The sequence below is a fragment of the Niastella koreensis GR20-10 genome (assembly GCF_000246855.1).
GTDB lineage: Bacteria > Bacteroidota > Bacteroidia > Chitinophagales > Chitinophagaceae > Niastella > Niastella koreensis.
This window is the reverse complement of the sequence record NC_016609.1, coordinates 7,314,832-7,336,763: the sequence shown is the minus strand read 5'-3', so window position 1 is coordinate 7,336,763 and position 21,932 is coordinate 7,314,832. Positions and strand designations below refer to the sequence as shown.

Genomic DNA, 21,932 nt, shown 5'->3' with positions numbered 1-21,932 from the left:
TAACCATTACCTTACATCTTAAAACTATAAAGCTTGCAATTATCCGAAGAACAAGTACTTGCACTGGCGCCCGACGAATCGTCTAAAAAGTCAGGAAAAGAATTGTCCGGCCCGGGCAAGTGGGTAAGCAAAGGAGTAAACGAGCTGGCGCTTTGGGGCGAATGCCAGGGCAGTGGAAGTAAGCCCTACCAAACCCAGGTTGACCTGGTAAACATTGCCTTTAAATGCAGCTGCCCCAGCCGCAAATTCCCCTGTAAACACGGCGTTGGATTGCTGCTCCTGTACGTTCGTACAAAAAATGATTTTATCACTCACGACATGCCCGCCTGGGTATCGGACTGGATCAGCAAACGATCTGAGAAACAGGAAAAGCAAGCTGAGAAAAAGGAAAAGCCGGTTGATGAAGCCGCGCAAGCCAAGCGCCGCCAGGCCCGCGAACAAAAAGTAAGCGATGGCATCGAGGAATTATTACAATGGATAAAAGATATCATTCGTAATGGGATCATCAGCATACCTGAAAAAGGGTCTGCCTGGTTCGAGAATATGTCGCGCCGCATGGTGGATGCACAGGCGCCCGGCCTGGCGGGCATGATCCGCAACCTGGCTGAAATAAATTTCTACCGCGATGGCTGGCAAACAGAATTCATAGATCAGTTATTGCGGATTTATATTATTGCTACCGGATTTAAAAACAACGACACCCTTCCGGCCTTATTACAACAGGACCTTCGTACCTGGATTGGTTTTACCCAAAACCAGGAAGAGTTAAAAGAACAAACCGGCGTTACCGATACCTGGCTGGTGCTGGGCAAACAGGTTACCGAAGAAGAGAATTTAACCGTTGAAAGGAACTGGCTCTATGGCATCAACAGCAACCAATACGCGTTGGTGCTGCAATTCCTGATCCGGGGCCAGGGAGCGCAACTGGCATTGACACCGGGCTTGTTTGTACAGGCCGAACTGGTGTTCTACCCTTCCGTTTCCCCGCTGAGAGCAATAATAAAAAAACAGATCAATACCGAAAAGGTGCAGCAATACAAAGGCTTTACCAACTGGCAACAGGTGGTGGAGGCCGAAACCGTGCATGCGGGCGCATTGCCTTTTTACAGTGAAAGACCATTCATTGTTGAACAGGTGCGACCGGTTTTTTATAACCAGCAATGGTGGCTGCAGGACAGCAACAATGCCATGATGAACATCAGGGGGGGATTTAAGAATCTCTGGAAGCTGTTATCGTTAAGCGGCGGCGAGGCTTTGAATATGGCCGTGGTAGGAAAAGAAAAAGAATACGAACCCTTTGGGGTTTGGTATCAGAATGAGTACAGGATTTTATAAGGGGATTGACACACTAATCAAATTGAGGATATGCAAACCTGGGATCAGATTATTAATACAGCTTTGCTGGGTACAGACAAACGAACGCTTGCCGCCAATGAATTACCGGCTGAGCTGGCGGAGTTGGCTGCACTCATTCAAAATAGTACAACCGATAAAGAAGAACAGTTTTTACAAATAGCCTCGCTGGCATTCAATTATCGCCAGTGCGGGGTATTGCCCCTGAAAAAAGAAGGCGTATCGGTTTCCAAAGCAGCCATTGAAGAAAAGCTATATTGTTCACAACTGGCCATTCAAACATTAAGGGACATTCTTGAATCGGAAAGCAATTCATTATTACAATTCTGGTTACAACTGTGCGAGGCGAAAAGCCGCATCGTTACACCGGAGTTAGTCCCTGCCTTGCTCACCATTGGCACGCAACAAAAGAAATTACAAAACCTGGTAGTAGCCTGCTGCGGCAAACGGGGCGATTGGTTAAGTAAGTTCAATCCTGAATGGAATTTCTCAACCGCCACTACGCAGGAAGAATTGTGGCAAACCGGTTCTGCCGAACAGCGTAAAGCCGTGCTGGAACAATTACGAAAAGACGATCCGGCCATGGCAAGAACCTGGTTACTGCAAACCTGGGCGCAGGAAGATGCCGGCACAAAGGTAGAATGGCTGATGATTATGGCCATTAACATTGGTGAGGATGATATTGAATTTTTGGAAAGCCTGTCAAAAGAGAAAAGTAAGAAGGTAAAAGATGTGGCGCTTTGGCTGCTGAAGCAAATACCCGATTCGCCGGTTGTACAGCAATACCGGCAGGTACTGCAAAAAACGATCACCATCGGTAAAAAGGGCTTACAGATAAAACTGCCCGCCGGGTTGGATGAGCAGCTATTCAAAAACACCGGCCTCGATAAACTGAGCAACAGCAAAGATTTTACGGATGAGGAATACATCATCTATCAGCTGGTGCAGGCGGTACCGCCCCCCTTTTGGGAAACCCGGTTGGATAGTGAACCCGATATCATCATCCGGTCCATGCAAAAAGATCCCATTGGTAAAAAATTAATGCCCGCATTGGTACAGGCCGTGGTGGCGTTTAAAGACCAGCGCTGGGCAACGGCGCTTATGCAAAACAGCCAGGTGTTTTACATCGACATCATTCCTTTGCTGCCGGTGAAAGAGCAGGAGTTTTACAGCATCAGGTTCATGGACCAGTTCTCGGAGAATATAATAGAACATGCTATCAAACGGGAAGATACCTGGAGTGTTGATCTTACCCGGGCTATCTTTATAAAAACTGCCAGGAGTGTTTATCAATATAATCGCTCGTTCTACAGCCGGTACATCCATTGTATACCGGTTGAAGTTGTTCCCGAACTGGAGAAGTGCGCACCGGGTGAAGATTATTTAAGAACCACCTGGAGCAATACCAGTGAATACATCACCACGCTCATCAACCTGAAAAAACAAACGATACAATCCTTTAACTGATTAAAAATAATAACACCTTATGTCTTCCTTACTACGTCAACACGCCGAACAATTATATGCCCAGGAATTGGAGGAACTGCAAAAACAGGAATCCGGCAAACGCCCAAGCAACTGGAAATTAACGCCACAGTCGGTAGTAACTTACCTGGTTGGCGGCAAGCTAAAGAATGGATTTGAGGTAACGCCCAAATACATTGGCAACAAGCGCCTGATGGAAATAGCAGTAGCTACCTTAACCACCGACCGCGCGTTGTTATTATATGGATTACCAGGTACAGCAAAAAGCTGGGTGAGCGAACACCTGGCAGCAGCGGTTTGCGGTGACTCCACCATGATCATCCAGGGTACGGCCGGAACGAGCGAAGAATCCGTCCGGTATGGCTGGAACTATGCCCGTTTGCTGGCGGAAGGTCCATCGGAAAAAGCATTGGTGGAAACACCTGTGATGCGCTCTATGAAAGATGGCAAGATCGTACGGATAGAAGAGTTGACGCGGATCGGCGCCGATGTGCAGGATACGCTCATTACCATTCTGTCTGAAAAAACATTGCCCATCCCTGAATTGAATACAGAAGTACAGGCGGTAAAAGGGTTCAATGTAATCGCCACCGCCAATAACCGTGATAAAGGGGTGAATGAATTGTCGAGCGCGTTAAAGCGCCGGTTCAATACGGTTATCTTACCCGTTCCTGATTCCATGGACGAAGAAATTGATATCGTAAAACGCCGGGTGGAAAGTTTTGAAAAAGTAATGGAATTGCCAGCCGAGCCACCTGCATTATCAGAGATCCGCAGGATTGTAACCATCTTCAGGGAATTGCGCAGCGGCGTTACCCTCGATGGAAAAACAAAAATAAAAACCCCCACTGGTACGCTCAGTACGGCAGAAGCCATTTCGGTAGTAAATAATGGCCTGGCCATGGCCGCCTATTTTGGCGATGGCCAGTTGAAAGCAGCTGACCTTGCAGCCGGTATTATAGGCTCCGTAGTGAAAGACCCGGTGCAGGATAAACTGGTTTGGCAGGAATACCTGGAGACGGTAGTTAAACCCCGGGAGGACTGGAAGGATATTTATCGGGCTTGTAGAGATTTGTTGTAAGGAAGTAAGAAGTTGATAGGGTTGATATAGTTGACAGGGTTAACAAGTTGACAAGTTAACAGGTTGAAAATTGTCGTGAGGCTCGATTGCCGATTGCCGATTCACGTTTGCTGATTCATCACCACTGACCACTCACCAAATGATCCACATACTAGGCATCCGACACCATGGTCCCGGTTCAGCCAGAAATGTAAAAGAGTTTCTGGAAGCAGTAAAGCCGGATATTGTATTGGTAGAAGGCCCGCCCGAAGCGGACCCGCTGCTGCAATGGGTAAACCATGCAGCCTTGAAACCACCGGTAGCCATCCTGGTGTATCAACCCGATGATCCGCAGCGGTCGTCGTTTTATCCTTTTGCAGAGTTTTCACCCGAATGGCAGGCGATCGCCTATGCGCGTCGCAATAATATTCATGTACGGTTTATGGACCTGCCCATCAGCCACCAGATCGCACTGGAAAAAGAAAAAAAGGAAACACCACAAGCATCAGCTGATCCCTCAGTGAACAACTATATTATCCGGAACAATGAAGCAGGACAAAAAATAGCATTCGCCAAAGATCCCATCTCGTACCTGGCAGAAGCAGCCGGTTACGATGATGGCGAGAAATGGTGGGAACATATGTTTGAGCACCGGCAAAGCAATGAGCAGGTATTTGATGCGGTAACAGAAGCGATGCAGGTGTTGCGAGAAACCATGCCGGGAAAGGATGACCGCGCAGAACAATGCCGCGAAGCCTGGATGCGAAAAACCATTCGACAGGCAGAAAAAGAAATGTTCCAGAACATAGCAGTGATCTGTGGCGCCTGGCATGCACCTGCATTGGTTACCATGCCGCCTGCCAAAGAAGATAATGAACTGCTGAAAGGGTTGCCAAAAGTGAAAGTAGAATGTACCTGGATCCCCTGGACATACAGCCGCCTGAGCTATTACAGTGGCTATGGCGCCGGTATTGAATCACCCGGGTGGTACGATCACATCTGGAATTTCCCTGCCGACGATGGCACGCGTTGGATGGCGAAGGTGGCCCAGCTATTCAGAACAAAACAAATGGATACTTCCGTAGCGCATGTAATAGAAGCCGTGCGACTGGCCGAATCACTGGCCAGCATGCGCAACTTGTATAAAGCCGGGTTAGATGAATTGAATGAGGCTACCCGCACCGTGTTGTGCAATGGGGAAAGCATCCAGATGCAATTGATCAACGATGAGCTGATCGTAAGCAACCGCATTGGTGAAGTGCCCCAGGAGATCCCCAAACCGCCATTACAGCTGGATATAGAGAAAATGCAAAAGAGACTACGATTACCCGCAACGGCCGATTGGAAGGATTATACGTTGGACCTGCGCAAGGAAAACGACCTGGAACGAAGCATCTTCTTACATCGGCTGCAGTTACTCGAAATAAACTGGGGCGAACGCCAGGAGGTAACAGGTAAAGGAACTTTTAAAGAACAATGGCGCCTGCAATGGAGCCCGGAGTTGTCGATCAATATTATTGAAAAAGGCAATTGGGGCAATACAGTAGAAGAAGCGGCTGAAAAATTCGTGATCTCAAAAGCCAGTGATGCAAATTCGTTAAGCGATGTGACTGCTTTACTGGAAAACACCATTCCCGCCGAATTACACCGGGCTGTTGAACTCTGTATCCAACGCATCAATAACCTGGCAGCGGCCAGCGGCGATGTGCTGCAACTGATGGAAGTAGTGCCGGGTCTGGTGCAGGCAAGCCGTTACGGCAGTGTACGAAAAACCGATGCCGACCTGGTGCTGGGAATTGTGAACAGCATGCTTACCCGTATTTGTATAAGTTTACCCGCCGCCTGTACCGCCGTAAGCGATGATGCTGCACAAAAACTGCTCGAGTCGTTCTTTAAGTTAAACGATGCAGTGAATGTATTACAGCAGGCAGATATTACTAATCAATGGCAGCAAACGTTGCAAACCATCGCAACAGGCGGCAATACCTCGCCAACCATTGCCGGTTATGCTACCCGCCTGCTGGCCGATTATAAATTACTGGAAGGCGATAACCTGGTGCGCGTATTTTATTATGCCATGTCTGCCGCTACGCTGCCCGATAAAGCAGCCGCCTGGCTGGAAGGTTTCCTGAAAGGCAGCGGTACCATTTTGTTAATAGATAATGATCTCTGGAATCTGGTGAACAACTGGGTTGATTCCCTGGATGAAGAAACCTTCACCAGAGTATTACCCCTGTTGCGCAGAACTTTTGCCGGCTTTTCTTCCCCCGAAAGAAAAAAGCTGGGGGAGAAAGTAAAATCAGGCGGTAGCGGTACACCCGTTAAACAGGTTGAAAGTAATATAGATGCCGAAAGAGCCAAACAGGGCCTTCCGGTTATCATGCAATTATTAGGCATAAAAACCAACCAATGAGCAACAACGAACAACATACCCGCAAATGGCGCCTGATATTGGGTGGAAAAGAAAATGATGGCACTGGTGTTACCCTGAACGAGCGCGATCTGCAAATGGATAAAACCCTGGAAGCATTGTATGACACCACCCGTCAGGGCGGACTGGGCCCTTCCTCGCCCAATGTTGCCCGCTGGCTGGGAGATATTCGTACCTTCTTCCCCTCATCGATTGTACAGGTTATGCAACAGGATGCGTTGCATCGTTTGAACCTGACACAAATGTTGTTTGAAAAAGAAATGCTGGAAAATGTGGAAGCCGATGTGCACCTGGTGGCCACGTTGATGACATTGAGCAAAGTAATTCCAGATAAAACAAAAGATACCGCCCGCCAGGTGGTGCGCAAAGTGGTAGATGAGTTGATGCGTAAATTATCGCAACCCACGCAACAGGCCATCATTGGCAGTTTGAACCGGAGCGACCGCAATCGCCGCCCACGGCATAACGAGATCAACTGGCATGCTACCATTCAAAAGAATTTGAAACATTATCAACCCGATTATAAAACCATCATTCCCGAAACCAGGATCGGCTATGGCCGTAAACGAACCGCGTTAAAAGATGTAGTGCTGTGTTTAGACCAAAGCGGATCGATGGGGACTTCGGTAGTGTATTCCGGTATCTTTGGTTCGGTAATGGCTTCCATTCCCGCCATTAAAACAAAGATGGTGGTATTTGATACAGTGGTATCGGACCTCACCGAAGAACTGACCGACCCGGTTGAATTATTATTTGGCGTGCAATTGGGGGGCGGAACAGATATTAATCTGGCGCTTACCTATTGCCAGCAGATCATCACCAAACCCAACGATACTGTGCTGGTGCTGATCACCGATTTGTACGAAGGCGGCAACCAGGAGAAAATGCGTCAACGCGCGGCAGAGTTAGTAGCAGCTGGTGTGCAGGTGGTTGTATTGCTGGCATTGAACGATGAAGGCGCGCCCTTTTACGACCATAACAATGCACAGTACTTTTCCAACCTGGGCATTCCTGTTTTTGCCTGTACCCCCGATAAATTTCCCGACCTGATGGCTGCCGCTTTGAGTAAACAGGATATTGGGCTGTGGGCCGCAAAAGAAGACATGGTCATTAAAAAATAAACTACTTACCCTATGGCATTTACGGTTGAACAACTCCGTCCCTTTAATGAGCACATCACACCTGGTTATAAATCTCAGGACGTAAAAAATAATATCGTATTAGTAAACGACTATCTGACCGGTAAAACAAATACATTAACCGGACTTGCTAATGCCTACGACAATTATTATTTCAAGGACCTTACCATGCTGTTACAACTTCCACAGCAGTGGAACCATAACGATCAGCTGGCATTGAATGTGATCACCGCTCCTGAGATCTGGTTGAATGTAATGCAGTCGTTTATTATACGGATGGCGCAACAGGTAGATGCCACAGGTACAGAACAGGACTGGAACACCCTGTTAGCTTTTTTACAGAACCATGTTACCCTGTTAGAAGTATTCCACTTTATCTTAAATTCCTTCAAGGACCAGTTTGGTGAGGAGAAAGTACATCCGCATGCGATCCAATTGAAATGGCTGAAAGAGTACCTGGGGGCCGCAGATAAAAATACGCTGACTGCACTTATTAAACATTATAGCGGGGTTTACGATCAATATAGTAAGTCAGGCTTCCATCTGAATTTTCTGGAATTACTTATGGAATGTTTACCTGCAGAAGTAGATGAGTATTTTCAGTCGAACATCGACGACGGGCAGCTGTTCAATTTCCCTGCAATAGATCAGGCGCTGAAATATAATGGAGAGAAATATCTGGCGTATATTATTGAGCGAATAAAAACGCATCTTGGGTATATAAAGCACCGTGCCAATGTAGAGAATCGATTTTATGCGTTAGTGATCTTGCAGGATAAATATCCGGGTTCCGTAAATGACCTGTTGATCGCAGTGTCGAATGATTACCTGTCATTGTATCCCGAAATCAATAAGAGTGGTTGGGAAAGACAAATTAATGATGGGAAAGGCATGTATGTAATGAGTACGCTGGCTGCTAAGATCCTGATGGAAGCAGATACGGTGAGCACCAAAGAAAAATTATGGGATCTTATACAGCAGACAAACTATTTACAGCAGACGGTGCTGAATTTATTGGTTAACACCTTCCAGGCGGAGTCCCTTCCCTTCCTGTTAAAGGCAATGAAGGCATCGGTAGACGGCATAACCTATCACGAACACGTGCTGGGCCTGATAAAGAGATTTGATAGTGAAAAACACAATGAAGCTTTATGGGATTTGGTACTGCATAAATCGAAACAGCTTCGCCAATTAGCGGTAGAAAAACTCGGTGATGCTGAAAATGCCCTTGAAAAAAGCAAGGCGCTATTGAGTCATAAAAAAACCGATGTTCGGCAAGCGGCCGCCCAGATCTTAAGTCTCCTTCCTTCGCCTGAGGCAAAGGCCGTTTTACGCAAAGCAATTGGCAGTGAAAAAAATGATGATGCCCGCGATGTAATGGTGCTGGCAGTAGCGGAAGAATTATACGCTAATATCGATGATAACATGCTGGCCCAGGTGGTAGCAGATGCCCGCGAGCGCGGGAAGCTGGCAGCGCCATTGGAAGCCTGGTTGAATGAGGTGGACCTGCCTGCTTTGTATTACTCAACTGGTACGCAATTAACCAATGATGAAGTGCGCTTTTTGTTATACCGCATGGGCCGGGTAAAGACCATGCGGTCAGACCTGGAAGCCAGGCTGATAATAAACAGGCTGGATATAGAAAAGTCGGCCGGTTTTGCCTTGCAACTGATCAAATTGTTTATTGAAAAAGAAACCAAACCCGAGCATAAATACTTACTAGCCTTATCGGCGTTATTGGGTAATGATGCAGTAGCTGATAAGATCAGGATCACCATCGATAAATGGATAGACAATAGCCGGTTTAAAATGGCCGAGTATGGTGTAGGCGCCCTGGCCTTGCAGGGAAGCAATAAAGCCTTACGCTGGGTGGAGCTGTACAGCCGTAAATACAAAACAAAAAAAGCCAACGTAGGGGCCGCTGCCTTATTGGCCCTGGAGGCAGCAGCAGAAGAATTGAATATTACGGTGTATGAGCTGGGCGACCGTATTGTGCCCGATTTTGGCTTTGAAGGCCTGTTCAGGGAGTTTACCGTAGATGGCGACAACTACCGCGCTTTTATTGACAGCAATTTTAAAATAGCATTTTTTAACGACGATAATAAAAAGTTGAAGGCCATTCCTGCCAGTGCAGCCAACGAGCTAAAGGATGAGTTTAAAGCTATTGCCAAAGAGGTAAAGGATATTGTAAAATCACAGTCATCGCGGCTGGAACATTACCTGGTGGTACAGCGTCGGTGGAACAAAGAACAATGGCAACAATTCTTTTTAACCAACCCGGTTATGTTTATCTATGCCACCAAACTGCTTTGGGGCGTATATGATAATAATGAATTGAAACAATGTTTTTATTGCCAGGAAGATACCACCCTGATGGATGCAGATGACAATGAAATTTCATTGGAAGAAAATGCGCAGATTGGTATTGTGCATCCCCTGCAGCTATCGGCAGAAGCGCTGAAAACGTGGCAGCGTAAGTTTTTTGATCTGTCCATTGAGCCGGTTTTCTCACAACTCGACCGGAATATTCATTCCCTGGTACCCGAACAGAAAGAAGTGACCATCGTAAGAACGTTTGATGGAACCAAAACAGAGCCCGGATCGATCAGGGGAACGCTGGAAAAATATGGCTGGCGGAAAGGCCCGACAGGGGATGGCGGTTCCGTCGATACCTTTTTTAAAGACGAAGATGCCAGCGAACTAATGGCGGTGTTGGAAGTAGAAGGCGTGAATGTGGCGGGTTTTGATGCTGATATGAATGCGCAGTTAGGGAGATTGTATTTCAGACAGCGGGTGGGAAAGAACAAATGGATAACGCCACCAAAAGACGATAAAGACCCTGTGTTGATTCCCCTGGGCAAATTACCCGAAGTGTTTTATTCTGAAGTAATCTCGGCCATAAAGGCCATTAAAGTGCGATAAATCCCCTCCTGGGTAGAATGCTCCCTTGGGAGGAATCCCCTCCTGGGAGGGGAAGGGGTGGGTTTTCGATATGAGAAAACCCACCCCATTTGTCTTTACTTATGTTCTGCCCACCGCGGCCCCTCCGGTGGAGGGGATAAACAGTCTGATTTCCATATTTACTTCCGCGTATACGTTCTAAAATAACCGCACTCTTTGATCGCTTCTTTATAAAACTGGGTATTGGCGTATTGTTTTAATGATACAAAACCGTTCCAGGCTAAAAAGTCGGGTTGGTTGCCATGATCGCCATCCCGGTAATCTTTATTGCTGAAGATCTTTTCATCATAGTATTTGTTACGCTCACATTTGGCCAGCATGAAATGGCATTTTGCTTTTTGCTCGTCAGTTTTAGCAGATTGTAAGCCCAGTGTATAATATTTAGAGGCCAGCTCCATACTGCTGGGAGCGTTTTCATAAAAATTAACGGAGTAGTAAAACGGACCATCCACTTTACAGTCATAAAATGCGCGCGCATTGCCATACCAGGTAATATTGTAATAAGCATTGGCCAGCAACATGGCATTGGTGTAAACATCGGTACCGGCATTTACTTTGTCGGTCATTTCCTTCATTTTTTTAAGCAATGCCAGTTTGGTATATTTTATCTTTTGCGGCGCTTCGTGGTCGCAATCATGGCAATCCTGCAACCGCCCGGTAAAGGGATTGCCGGGTAATACATCCTTGGACGCTGCTGTTTCCATTTTTCCAATGGCCTCGGTTAAATTCTCTTTATAGGTTAATTTGATGGCCTGGTATTCGAGCAGATCATTTACCGTTAACGGATACTGTTTGGCGGTTAAAGCTTCGTAAGGCGTTTTATCGGGCTTGCTTAAGAAGCTTTTCATCGCTTCTATGTTTTTCTCCTCTTCATAAAACTCTTTATAGTTATTAAAGCAGGCGGCTTTAACCAGTTCCTGTTGTTGTTTATAGCGGTTACATAAAATTTGCTTTATCCAGTTTGTTGCAGCTCCGGTTCTTACTTCAATTTTTGATTTGTCATTCGTTAACCATTCCAAGTCGGGCGAAATGGCTTTTTCCAGTTTGCTATCGGCTTTGGTGGTGCCGGCGATCGTATTCATTAATTTCAATAACCGCAATTGCTCCCGGGCTGCTTTTTCTTTGGAGGGCTTTTTTTCTGTCTGGGCATAAGCAGCGGCTGCCTTTTGGGTGTTACCGTTCAGCATATACAGGTAACCCGAAGCCATATTCCACATAGCAGGCTGGCTGGTGTTGCCGGCCTGTGCAATCCGGTTAATCAAAGCATACAATTCGGTGTGCGCGGTGTCATTCCTTGCGGCGAAGGAAGTAGCCGAATTATAACTATACGAAATAAAACTTTCCTCCACATTGTTGACGGCTCTTGCCAGCAGCAGGTTTAGTTTTTCACTGGCGGGGTTTAATGTATAGATCTCTTGCATGGCGCGTTTTTGATCGCCATAAAAAATACCCAGCATCTGCCACAGCGTTGCTTTTTCGTCGTTATTGGCACACAGCGCCAGGGTTGCCTTCCAGTCATTCTCTTCCTGGGGATGAAAGCTGTAGTGGGCCACTGTCTTCAGCGCATTGGAACCGTCGTATACTTTGCTGTAATAATAGTTGGCCTTGCTGTAGTTTTTTGATTTATAATAGGCCCCGGCCGCATAGGCCATGGTACGGTAATACAATTCATTTTTAGGGAAAGCTTTTTCATTGGTCTCGAAAAAGAGGATCGCCTTTGCTGAGTCATTAAAGAAATAAGAACGCTCCAGCTGGAACCAGTAGCGCTGTTTTAAAAAGGGGTCGGTTGCTTTGGTAAATTCCTGCAGCAATTTGGTGTTTAACGGTTTGGCATTATAATAGGGATTTTTTTTCTTTGAATCATAATCCCATTCATAGTCCAGGTTGTTCACTGCAAATACTTCGCTTTTCTTGGCCAGCGATAAATAAGTGAGGAAGTCAATCGTTTTTTTATCAGCCCTTTTAAACAACTGGAACGATTGCATACTGGAAGGGAGTGATTTTACTTTGCCTGCTGTATAACCAGCAGCACTGTCAATTGCTCCCTCTGTTGCCGTACGTAATAACTGTTCCAGTTCTGTACGCGGAGCAGCGCTGCCTAAATACGTGCCCCAGTCATTTACGTTTGATTCGTTGAACCGGGTATCGTGCTGCGTATCGTGCCCGATGCCGTAATAAAAATTCATGTTGGAATAAAAGAACGGCCTGTAGCTGCTGTCTACAAAAGCGTCCGGGGTAAAATTCGATGCGCTGCCATCTTCTTCCCAATCGCCTGCACAGGCCAGTACAATGCCGGTGCCAACAGTAAGGGAACTAATTAAGGTTATTGCTAACTTTTTTGAAAATATCTTTTTCATAATGAACGAGGTTAGTGCTATCCAGATCGTAAAATATTATTTTGCCTATACGGCGGTTTGTATATTGATTTATTTGATTGGTTATCTCCAGCAGATCATCGGCTGAGACCCGTTCGGGTTTTATTTCATCATCCTGCTGAAAATAATAACCATTCTTAAAGCAGGCGTTTTTTGCGAGGTACCGGCCACTGCCCGTTATAACAAAATTAGAATCATAACCAAATTGCGTGAGGGTAATTTTATTCAACAGCGCAACCACTTTGCCATTGCGAATTTGAAGTGCCCAGGAAAACACCGGCAGCGCAACATCCAGGAACAGGGGATATGATTTTATACAGGCATTATACCTGTTGGCAATGGACCTTTCGTAAATAGAATTATTGTTATCACCGTTGATGGCGCCCATGTTGTAATACATTAGTACGCCCCGGTCAACGGGTGGGATACCCGTTCTTTCTTTATATTTCACCTGGTGTAAACGGATGGTTGCAGAGAGCGGTTGATGGGTAAGGTTCCGGTATTGTTGAATGAACTGAAAGTAATTAGCACGGGTGGTTTCCGTCCAGTCACAATCGAACTGTACTTCATGGGTGAGTACATGTTGACTTTTGTTGATGCCTGCAATAAGGGTTGCTACTTTTTGGGCCAGGTCTGGAATGTCAGCGGCCTGCAGCCTTTCAAAAGTGCGGTTCTTTATAAAAATAACCGGTATTACCCTGAAGTGGTGGATGGTTGTATCTAATTGAACAGGCGAAACCGGTACAGGCTGATCTTCTTCCGGTTTAAAATCTACATCAAAGTAACGTACATACAGGGTTTGTGCCTTATTCTCCTGTAAGATCTCCCGTTCGTACCCGTTTAGCGAGAATTGAGTTTTCCAGTAATAAAAGGCGACCGGTCGTTGAGGCCGTTGCAGGCAGGCTGCCAGTAACCAACATAGAAACAAACCAGACCACCGATACTTTTTCATTAACAATTGGGATTAAGTAATAACAGGCCGAAGGTAAGACGGGTTACGCTTTTACCCCAATCAAAAACATGGTGGTTACTGGGTAATCTAATGGAACCAGTTCGTTGTTATTCAGGGTGAATAATTCGGTTTTTCCTTTCCAGCGGTTGTTCACGATCCAGTCATTGGTAAAAGCCTTCGAGGAAGGGTGAATGGTAAAACCCGCCTGCTGCAGATGTGCTTTCCATTCAGAAAAATCCCAGAAGCAAAAAGTTTCATGCATTTCACTTTGCCAGTTGTCGGTATAATCTTTCCGGCTAAGAAATTCCATAGCATCGTGCAAACTGGTAATTATGTAATTTTTATTGTTGATGCTGGTGGTGGAGTAATTCAACACATACCCTTCTTTATGCCTGAAATCGCGGGCAAAACGCAGGAACCGTGCATAAGTGGAGAGCCCGGTGAGGTAGTGGGAGAATTCAACTTTATCTTCCATTACTTTATAAGGGTCATCGTTACTGCCATCGGTATCGTTCAACCATAAATAAATGGTTTGATCTTTATTTTCAGGGCCCACCACATCGCGGTTGATCCAAACGCCGCCGGGCGCCAGCTCTGCATACCGGTTCTGGATAAATTGTATAAGATCGGCGCGGCTGCCATACGATTCAATTTCATGGGTAAGCGAAGAAGTATGAATGGTGTTCATACTGTTGGGTTCAAACACCAGCCCGGTCACCGCATTTTTCTGGGCGAAAAAAACAAACGGGTTTACAAATTCGCCGTTTTCTTTCCGTTGCTGGCAAAGCACATATAGATACCGCGAAACCTCGATGCCATAAAAGTCCGATTCGCGCAGGCGTTCATCTTTACAAGCCAGTTTTATCCACGAACCCACGGCACAGCCAATATCGCCAATGCGGCCGGGTTGAATAAACTGAGCCGTATCGTGGTATTTCATTTCGGCAATGTCATCCATTTGCCGTACGTAAACATTGTAGTCACGGGTTTCGGTTAAATCGCCGTCGCTGCTGATCATGGCATCCCTGAACAGCATTTGAACCTTCTCGCCCCGTTTGTATTTCAGCCAGACATTATAGGCCGAAGGGTGCATATGTTGTTGTACGAATGGGTCTGTTTGCCATTGGCTGCTTTTGGCGATCTGCTCTACTACATCCCAGGGAAGGGGCGTATGGTGCTGCCAGGTAGCCATATTCTGTAACTCGGCCGGCAGAATGGTAAAGCCAAGCTGGTGATACATGTTCAGCACCGGCGTGGAACAAATAACGATGGTATTATCCGGGGTGCAATGAAACTGACCCTCGCTGTCGTGCTGAATGCGTTTGAGCGTGTACTCGGCAAAATTGGGAACATACCCAACATCGTCAATCCCGTACATATAAGTAGGAACGCTAAGCTCATTGCCAAAGGCCTCGATGGTGATGGCGCGCAGGTAAAATGGTAGGGGGTTACGGCGGGTATTGGAGTGGTTGGCCGACGTAACGGCAAATAATACCGCCTCAATTTTGGGGTTGCCGCCAACAGGATTACCAAATACATCCTTTTCGTTTTTCAGCCCGTTTTTAATAAGACCCTGAATATACCGGAACTGAAATTGGGTAAGGAGCTGGTGGCGACCGGGAATCAACAGGTACATGAAACTGATTTGCGTTAAAGATACAGTTTGACCCGGATAGCTTGGTACTACCACCGAAAGTTTTATATTGCAGCCCATGTCAGTATCCGGTTCAGAGATCAAAGTTGCAGTGGACGCCATCGTATTCGGGTATTCCAAAAACGAGGGCGTATCCATTCTGCTTATTCAACGGAAATACCCCCCATTTAAAAATATGTGGGCTATACCGGGAGGCTTTGTGCTGCCCGATGAGTCGCTGGAAGAGGCGGTACGCCGCGAACTGATGGAGGAAACCGGCATTGAGGTGAATTACCTGGAACAATTGTACACTTTTGGCGAACCTGACCGCGACCCCCGCAAACGGGTAATTTCCATCGCTTATTTTGCCCTGGTAAAAAGCGCACAGTTTCAACAGCTAAAGGCCAGTACCGATGCCGAGAATGCGCAATGGTTCAATTTTAAGAACCTGCCTTCCCTGGCCTTCGACCATAAAAAGATCCTGCACCTGGCCATTGAGCGGGTGCGCACCAAGATCCGCTACCAGCCAATCGGGTTTGAACTGCTCGATCGAAAATTTCCGTTCTCCGATCTGGAAAAGCTTTACATCACATTGTTAGACCGCGACATAGACCGCCGCAATTTCTCCAAAAAAATGCTGGCCCTGGGCATACTTGATGAAACAAACGAGTATGCGAAGAGCGAAGGAAAGGGCCGTCCCAGCAAAATGTACCAGTTTAATAAGAAGCGTTACCAGGAACTGGTGAAAGAGGGTATTAATTTTGAGATATAGCAGCCTGGGCAGATCATTTTTATTGAACAAGTATCATTTTCAATACCTCTGTATTTCAATTCTTCTTCTTCATATATCAGGTTCATAACCTTATTGGTCAGGTTTAAAGTCCGTTAATTCAGGGTTACGGCCCCATGATCAATTTTGCCGGGCAGTATTCATATTTAAAGCCTTCATTAATTATATTAAAGGCACCATCATTTAGTTTTAAGGCCCTATTGTTAAAATTAGAGCTGTCTTCATTCAGTTTGAGGGCTTCTTCATTCATATTGGGACTGTCCTCGTTCTGTTTTAAGGTCTCATTACTCAAATTAGAGGCGCCCATGTTCAAATTGCCTGCCCCAATATTGAATTAGCTCCCAACACCTGGCAGGAATTGCAAATTCCCAGTGGGTTTTGGGAATGCCTGGTGGGAAAAGATAATTCCCACCGGGATTTGACGTTTCCCACCGGGAAAAGATATTACCCATCAGGTTTTTTCTTTTCCCATTGGGAATTCCCTTTTCTTATCGGGAAAAGGGAATTCCTAATGGGCTTTCGGATAACCCACAAGGAAAAGTAATTCCCTTCCAGGGATTTAGGATCCCTGCCAGGATTTTTGATTACCTTAAAGAAATAGCCATTTTTCGCCGGTTATTTGAACTCAGAAAATTATGTAAAGTATATTACTTCAGCATCCTATCATAAAGCATCGTATGAGAGTCCCCGTATTTCTCCTTTTATTTGCTTTTAGCTTCCACTTCCATCTTTCGTTTGCCCAACCTGCCGGCAAAGCGCTGATAAATTTTTCAGGATATGGTTATAATCTGGTTGTCAATAAAAATAATCAGCTGGTTCTAACAACGCCTGACGGTGAAATTGCATTTGCCGACTCGGTAAATGGGATCTGGCGCAAAACGCATATTAGCGCACTGCCCGATGGCGCCCCCAATTCCAAAATAAGAATATATCATACCTGTTACTTTAACGCTGATACGGCATTTGTTTCGGGGAGAATAAGTGGCGATGATGATAGGCTGGACCTTATTTATCGCACTACAGATGGAGGTAAAAGCTGGGCGCCCATAAAATTTGGGTTGAATGGATGGGTGTACGATGCCACTTTTCTCGATAATGGCGAAGCCTGGCTGAGCGTAGATGAAAAAGGGATCGCTTATACAAGGGATTATGGCCTCAGCTGGAACTTACTTCCCTTTCCTTTTAATGGGCAACGTTTTCATTCCATTTACTTTAACAATAAACGGGAAGGGCTGGTTGCAGGAGGTACAAACGGACTGGCTTACACAAAAGATAATGGTAAAACCTGGATCAGCCTTACAACCCCGCTCAACCAGGGAAAGTATAAAAAGACTGCCTTCATGCGCGAACCTTATTTAGACGGGGTAGCTATTTTTCGTGACTACCTGTTGGTTTGCCAGGAGTACATGGTGTTTTATTCACGGAAAGATAAAATCAATTGGGTTTACATGCCGGGCTATAGCGACTTTTATACCGATCCGTATAATCGTGCGCTCTTTTTTGAAACAAGGCGGGGCAAGTTTATTAAATGTGACAGCAAGCTAAAACCGGTAGCCACCTTTGACGGCGCCTTTAATAAGAAATTTTGTAGAAATGGTAAGTTGTTTAGTTTCCATATAAACGAGCTTACACAAATAACTGCCGGCAATCAGCTGATGACATTCCCTGCTTACACAAATGATACCACGGGAATAGTGGCGCACAACTTCGGGCACACCGGGCATGGAAGCATTGGTGCAGCCGGCAATAAGATCTATTTGCAGGAGAGCCGCAATGGTAAATGGCGATATGCGTTTACCCTGCCGTTTGCAACAGATAGTGGTTATTTACAAATGAAAGGTTACGACACTATTTTGTTCGTTAACCGAAGCAACGATTCTGTGTTTTATTATTCAATAAAAGATGGGCAGGTAGAGAAAAGAGAAAGGAAGAAAATGATAGCCGATTTTTCCAAAGCCGGACTTAAAAAGATAATTTTCTCAAAAGGTAGCAGCGGTGATTTTTACAGGTATTGGAATGTGATTGAGTTTGAAAGTATAAACGGAAAGTTTGTAAGGACCAGATTAGATACTGCTGCCCTCAATGGCATCCTGATGCCTAAGGAAATACCTGATACACTTAGTTACCAGAAAGTAACAACATTCGGAGAACAAATTCCGGAACTTTATCAAAAGCAGCTAAGCTTTGATGAGCTCGGATTTACGCCGGCGGACTATGATTCCTGCAAAAAGCATATCCTGCAGTTTAAGGCCATGCTTGATAGTAACAAAAGTGAAAAAGAATTACGGAACTGTCCTTTTTCCTTTAATATCAATAATCTTGATTTTTCAAAGCTTTTATCGCTGGTAGATCGTATTGGAAAGATCTCTCCGGCTGCCATGAATGATTTTTTGCACAGGCATAATTATGCCAGCACCGATGAAGATTATATAAATATTGAATTGATAAATGGGGAAGGTAAAGCATTGCTGATCCATTATCTTTATTATGAAGGCAGGCAGCCCTACTTTTTTGCCTGGTGGCTTGAATTAAATGGGCTGCATGCAGATTGTGCCGCTATTGAAATTAACAGGTTTCTCAACGATGTATTTCCCAATTTTCTTAAGAATAATGAAAAAGTAGACCTCCTGCAGGAATTGGTGAAGTTTGTGTATGAGGACGAAGCTTTGGATAACTAATTGTTATACCTGGCGATAAAAAAATAACCCCGGCTACTTGATGGATAGACGCAGGTGATGTATTTTACCAGTTGTTCCATCTAATCCATTGTATGAAAGCCCCTGTATTACCCTTATTGATCGCATTTATCTTCCTGTTGAATCCTTCATTTGCCCAAACGAATGGGAAGTCTTTATTGAAATTTTCTGATCATCATTATGCGCTGGCGGCTAATAAAAACGGGCAGCTGGCCATAACTACTGTGGCTGGAGAAGTTGCATTCGCCGACCAGGCAAACGGGAGCTGGCATACAACCTATGTTGATGAAGCTGTTAAGGGACCTAGTGATAAGGTTAGAATATTTAACATCTGTTACTTTAACGCAGATACCGCATTTGTTTCGGGAGTAGTATATAATAGCCATAATAGGTCAGATGAAATTTACCATACAACAGATGGGGGTAAAAACTGGCAGTTGGTGAAATTTGGGTCCGAGGGGCCCATAGATGCCGCTTCCTTCCTCGATAACGGCGAAGCGTGGCTAAGCATTCGAGACAAAGATCTTGCCTATACAAAAGATTATGGTTTTACCTGGAAGCAGCTTACCGTTCCTTATGATAGTGCGGACAGTTATCAGTCTTTTTCAAGAATCTTTTTCAACAAAAGTGCAGGCATTATAGGATCACGGCGGAATAAACTGGCGTATACGAATGATAATTGTAAAAGCTGGACGATAATTCCAACCCCATACAGCCAGGGAATACATATCCGGATAAATGAATCCAATAAAGAGGATAGTATGGCAGTGCCTATCAATCAGGTGGCTATTTTTAAAAACTACCTGCTGGTACAGCAGGAGAACCAGGTATATTATTCAGATATCCATAAGATACAATGGAAACGGCTGCCGGAGTATAAAGGTTTTTATACCGATCCTGAGAACAGCGCTTTGTTTTTTTATCATAACAATGGAAGTATTGTAAAGTGTGATAATGAACTGCATCCTGTAATATCATATGACAGTATCAGCCACCCTTATTTTATCACTTGTAAAAATGGCTGCTTATATGTGTTGGGAAGAAATAAATTATGGCAGGTAAATAACAGTAACCAGCTTGTTGAAACGCCTTTATATACCGATGAAGCGGCAACCGGTGAGCCAGTTAAGTTCGGTTATAATTATAAATATTACGGGTGCGTGATGGGCAATATTGGAAATGTGGTTTATACAAAGCGTGAACAAAAATGGGAGTATGCATTTACTTTACCCTTTTCAACAGACGGCGGGTCTTTAGCAGTGAAGAATACTGATGTTATTTTGTTCAGCCGCGGCGACTCGGTATTTTATTACAATATTCTAGGTAAAAGACTATGGAAATTGAACGGGGCAAAAGTGATCCGGGATTTTAGCTCAATTGGGATCCAAAAAATAATTTTTACAAGAGGCTATGGAAGTTGTGCCAGAGTTGGTGAAGAAAGTATGGTCTATACCCTTTACGATAACCAATTTGTAATGTCCAACAGGTACGGGAGTGGTTCTGCGGGGGAGCGTTTTGCAAAGGATTATCCGGATAGTATAGACCAGCGTAAAGTAACCGGATTTGTACAAAAAATACCTGCTATTTATTCAAAGCAGGTAAGAGCTGATGAACTCGGGTTTACCCGTGAGGACTATGACTCCTGTAAGCGTAGCATTTTGAAGTTTAAATCCACGTACGAGGCTGGTAAGGAAGAAGAGTATCCCAGATGGGAAATTGAAAATCCGGATTTCACCAAACTGATGGCCCTGGTTGACAGCGTTAAAACAATGAGCCCGGAATTAACGAACTGGTATTTTCTTATGCAAGAGAACTCAAGCACCATTCACAATTGGTATGACATTAAATTCGTGAATAGCAATGGGGAAGAGTTGAAATTTAATAATGAAGAATATTATTCCAACGGATTTTATTGTCCCTGGCAGGTAAAGCTGAATGATTTATATTCAGTTAGTACGGCTTATGAAATAAGGCAATTCATAAAAGATGTATACCCCGGTTTCCTGAAAGAAGAGAACAGGGCAAGGCTGATCCAGGGGCTTGTAAGGGTACTCTATCATCACTGGGAAAGGGGGGAATAATTATTTTGCGTGATTATTACGCAAAATTTGGATATTCCAGTTCTGCGACATAAATTTGCGTATAAATAACGCAAAATGAAAGCAACTGGTGTTATTATCGCACGTTTTCAGACCCCGTACCTCCATGAAGGTCATAAATATTTAATCGACGAAATTCGCTCGAAACACAATAAAATAGTAATCGTACTGGGCGTATCCCCCGTAAAAGGCAGCCGTCGCAACCCATTCGATTTTTATACCCGGGAAAGATTGTTAAAACAGTATGCCCCCGAACTGATGGTCTTACCCCTGAGCGATCACCCTTCCGATGAAACCTGGAGCAAAAACCTGGACACCCTGTTACAAAATACCTTCCCTTCAGAACCGTTTATCCTGTACGGAAGCCGCGATAGCTTTATGCCTTATTATAAGGGACATTTACAAACAGTCGCCCTGCCTGAATTTGGCGAGCATTCAGCCACGGCCATCCGCAATGAGAACAGCGATAAAGTGCTTGATTCTGTCGATTTCAGGATGGGCATCAATTATGCCTTTCAGAATACCTATTCAAAAGTTTATCCTACAGTTGATATAGCTGTCCTGAAAGAAAATGATACCCAGGTATTGTTAGGGAAAAAGCACAACGCGCCCGAATGGCGTTTTCCTGGTGGATTTACTGACCCTACAGACGATAATTATGAAACCGCAGCCCGCCGGGAATTACAGGAAGAATGCGGTGACCTGGAAATAAATGCCATGCAATATGTGGGTTCTGCCAAAATAGACGACTGGCGCTATCGTTCTGAAGAAGATAAGATCATGACGCTGTTCTTTAAAACCCAATGGGTGTTTGGACATGCAAAAGCAAACGACGACCTGAAAGAGCTGGGCTGGTTCCCGGTAAAGGAATTGCAGGCAATGATGCAGCAGGGAGCCATTGTAAAAGAACACCACGTACTGGTAAATTTATTATTAAGCAATTTAAAAGGATAATTTT

The 21,932-nt window shown here is 45.0% G+C and carries 13 protein-coding genes; 10 read left to right on the top strand and 3 right to left on the bottom strand.

The window, feature by feature from the left end:
• Window positions 1–33 precede the first annotated feature (33 nt).
• The 6 genes from NIAKO_RS29010 (at window position 34) to NIAKO_RS28985 (ending at window position 10,390) form a co-directional block, all read left to right on the top strand.
• Window positions 34–1,335: an SWIM zinc finger family protein gene (locus NIAKO_RS29010; protein WP_014222035.1), complete on the top strand. Its 1,302-nt coding sequence runs from the start codon at window positions 34–36 to the stop codon at window positions 1,333–1,335.
• Window positions 1,336–1,365: 30 nt separating this feature from the next.
• Entirely contained in the window at window positions 1,366–2,820 is a 1,455-nt protein-coding gene (locus tag NIAKO_RS29005; protein ID WP_014222034.1) for a DUF5691 domain-containing protein, read from the top strand.
• A gap of 19 nt (window positions 2,821–2,839) precedes the next feature.
• Window positions 2,840–3,919, top strand: a complete 1,080-nt coding sequence (locus NIAKO_RS29000) for an ATP-binding protein (protein ID WP_014222033.1) — start codon at window positions 2,840–2,842, stop codon at window positions 3,917–3,919.
• A 139-nt stretch (window positions 3,920–4,058) separates the two neighbouring features.
• On the top strand, window positions 4,059–6,311 hold the full coding sequence (locus tag NIAKO_RS28995; RefSeq protein WP_014222032.1) for a DUF5682 family protein: 2,253 nt from the start codon (window positions 4,059–4,061) through the stop codon (window positions 6,309–6,311).
• Window positions 6,308–7,450: a VWA domain-containing protein gene (locus tag NIAKO_RS28990; protein WP_014222031.1), complete on the top strand. Its 1,143-nt coding sequence runs from the start codon at window positions 6,308–6,310 to the stop codon at window positions 7,448–7,450. Before NIAKO_RS28995 ends, NIAKO_RS28990 begins: the two co-directional genes overlap by 4 nt.
• Before the next feature lie 12 nt (window positions 7,451–7,462).
• Entirely contained in the window at window positions 7,463–10,390 is a 2,928-nt protein-coding gene (locus tag NIAKO_RS28985; protein ID WP_014222030.1) for a DUF4132 domain-containing protein, read from the top strand.
• A 158-nt stretch (window positions 10,391–10,548) separates the two neighbouring features.
• On the opposite strand, the gene NIAKO_RS28980 is transcribed toward NIAKO_RS28985, so the two are convergent.
• From NIAKO_RS28980 to NIAKO_RS28970, 3 genes are read right to left on the bottom strand one after another with little or no spacing between them, the layout of a single operon-like run.
• Window positions 10,549–12,786, bottom strand: coding sequence for a hypothetical protein (locus tag NIAKO_RS28980; RefSeq protein ID WP_014222029.1), 2,238 nt, complete (start codon window positions 12,784–12,786; stop codon window positions 10,549–10,551).
• On the bottom strand, window positions 12,743–13,756 hold the full coding sequence (locus NIAKO_RS28975; RefSeq protein WP_014222028.1) for a hypothetical protein: 1,014 nt from the start codon (window positions 13,754–13,756) through the stop codon (window positions 12,743–12,745). Before NIAKO_RS28975 ends, NIAKO_RS28980 begins: the two co-directional genes overlap by 44 nt.
• A gap of 43 nt (window positions 13,757–13,799) precedes the next feature.
• A complete protein-coding gene (locus tag NIAKO_RS28970; RefSeq protein WP_014222027.1) occupies window positions 13,800–15,392 on the bottom strand; it encodes a class I SAM-dependent methyltransferase in 1,593 nt (530 codons plus the stop codon).
• Between the two features lie 76 nt (window positions 15,393–15,468).
• Here NIAKO_RS28970 and NIAKO_RS28965 point away from each other — a divergent pair, with 76 nt between their 5' ends.
• The 4 genes from NIAKO_RS28965 to NIAKO_RS38255 all read left to right on the top strand — a co-directional run bounded on the left by NIAKO_RS28965 (window position 15,469) and on the right by NIAKO_RS38255 (window position 21,928).
• Entirely contained in the window at window positions 15,469–16,161 is a 693-nt protein-coding gene (locus NIAKO_RS28965) for an NUDIX hydrolase (protein WP_014222026.1), read from the top strand.
• A 695-nt stretch (window positions 16,162–16,856) separates the two neighbouring features.
• Window positions 16,857–18,857: a WD40/YVTN/BNR-like repeat-containing protein gene (locus NIAKO_RS28955; RefSeq protein WP_014222024.1), complete on the top strand. Its 2,001-nt coding sequence runs from the start codon at window positions 16,857–16,859 to the stop codon at window positions 18,855–18,857.
• A gap of 92 nt (window positions 18,858–18,949) precedes the next feature.
• Entirely contained in the window at window positions 18,950–20,956 is a 2,007-nt protein-coding gene (locus tag NIAKO_RS28950; protein ID WP_014222023.1) for a WD40/YVTN/BNR-like repeat-containing protein, read from the top strand.
• A gap of 75 nt (window positions 20,957–21,031) precedes the next feature.
• Window positions 21,032–21,928, top strand: a complete 897-nt coding sequence (locus tag NIAKO_RS38255) for an NUDIX domain-containing protein (RefSeq protein ID WP_014222022.1) — start codon at window positions 21,032–21,034, stop codon at window positions 21,926–21,928.
• The last annotated feature ends 4 nt before the right edge of the window (window positions 21,929–21,932 follow it).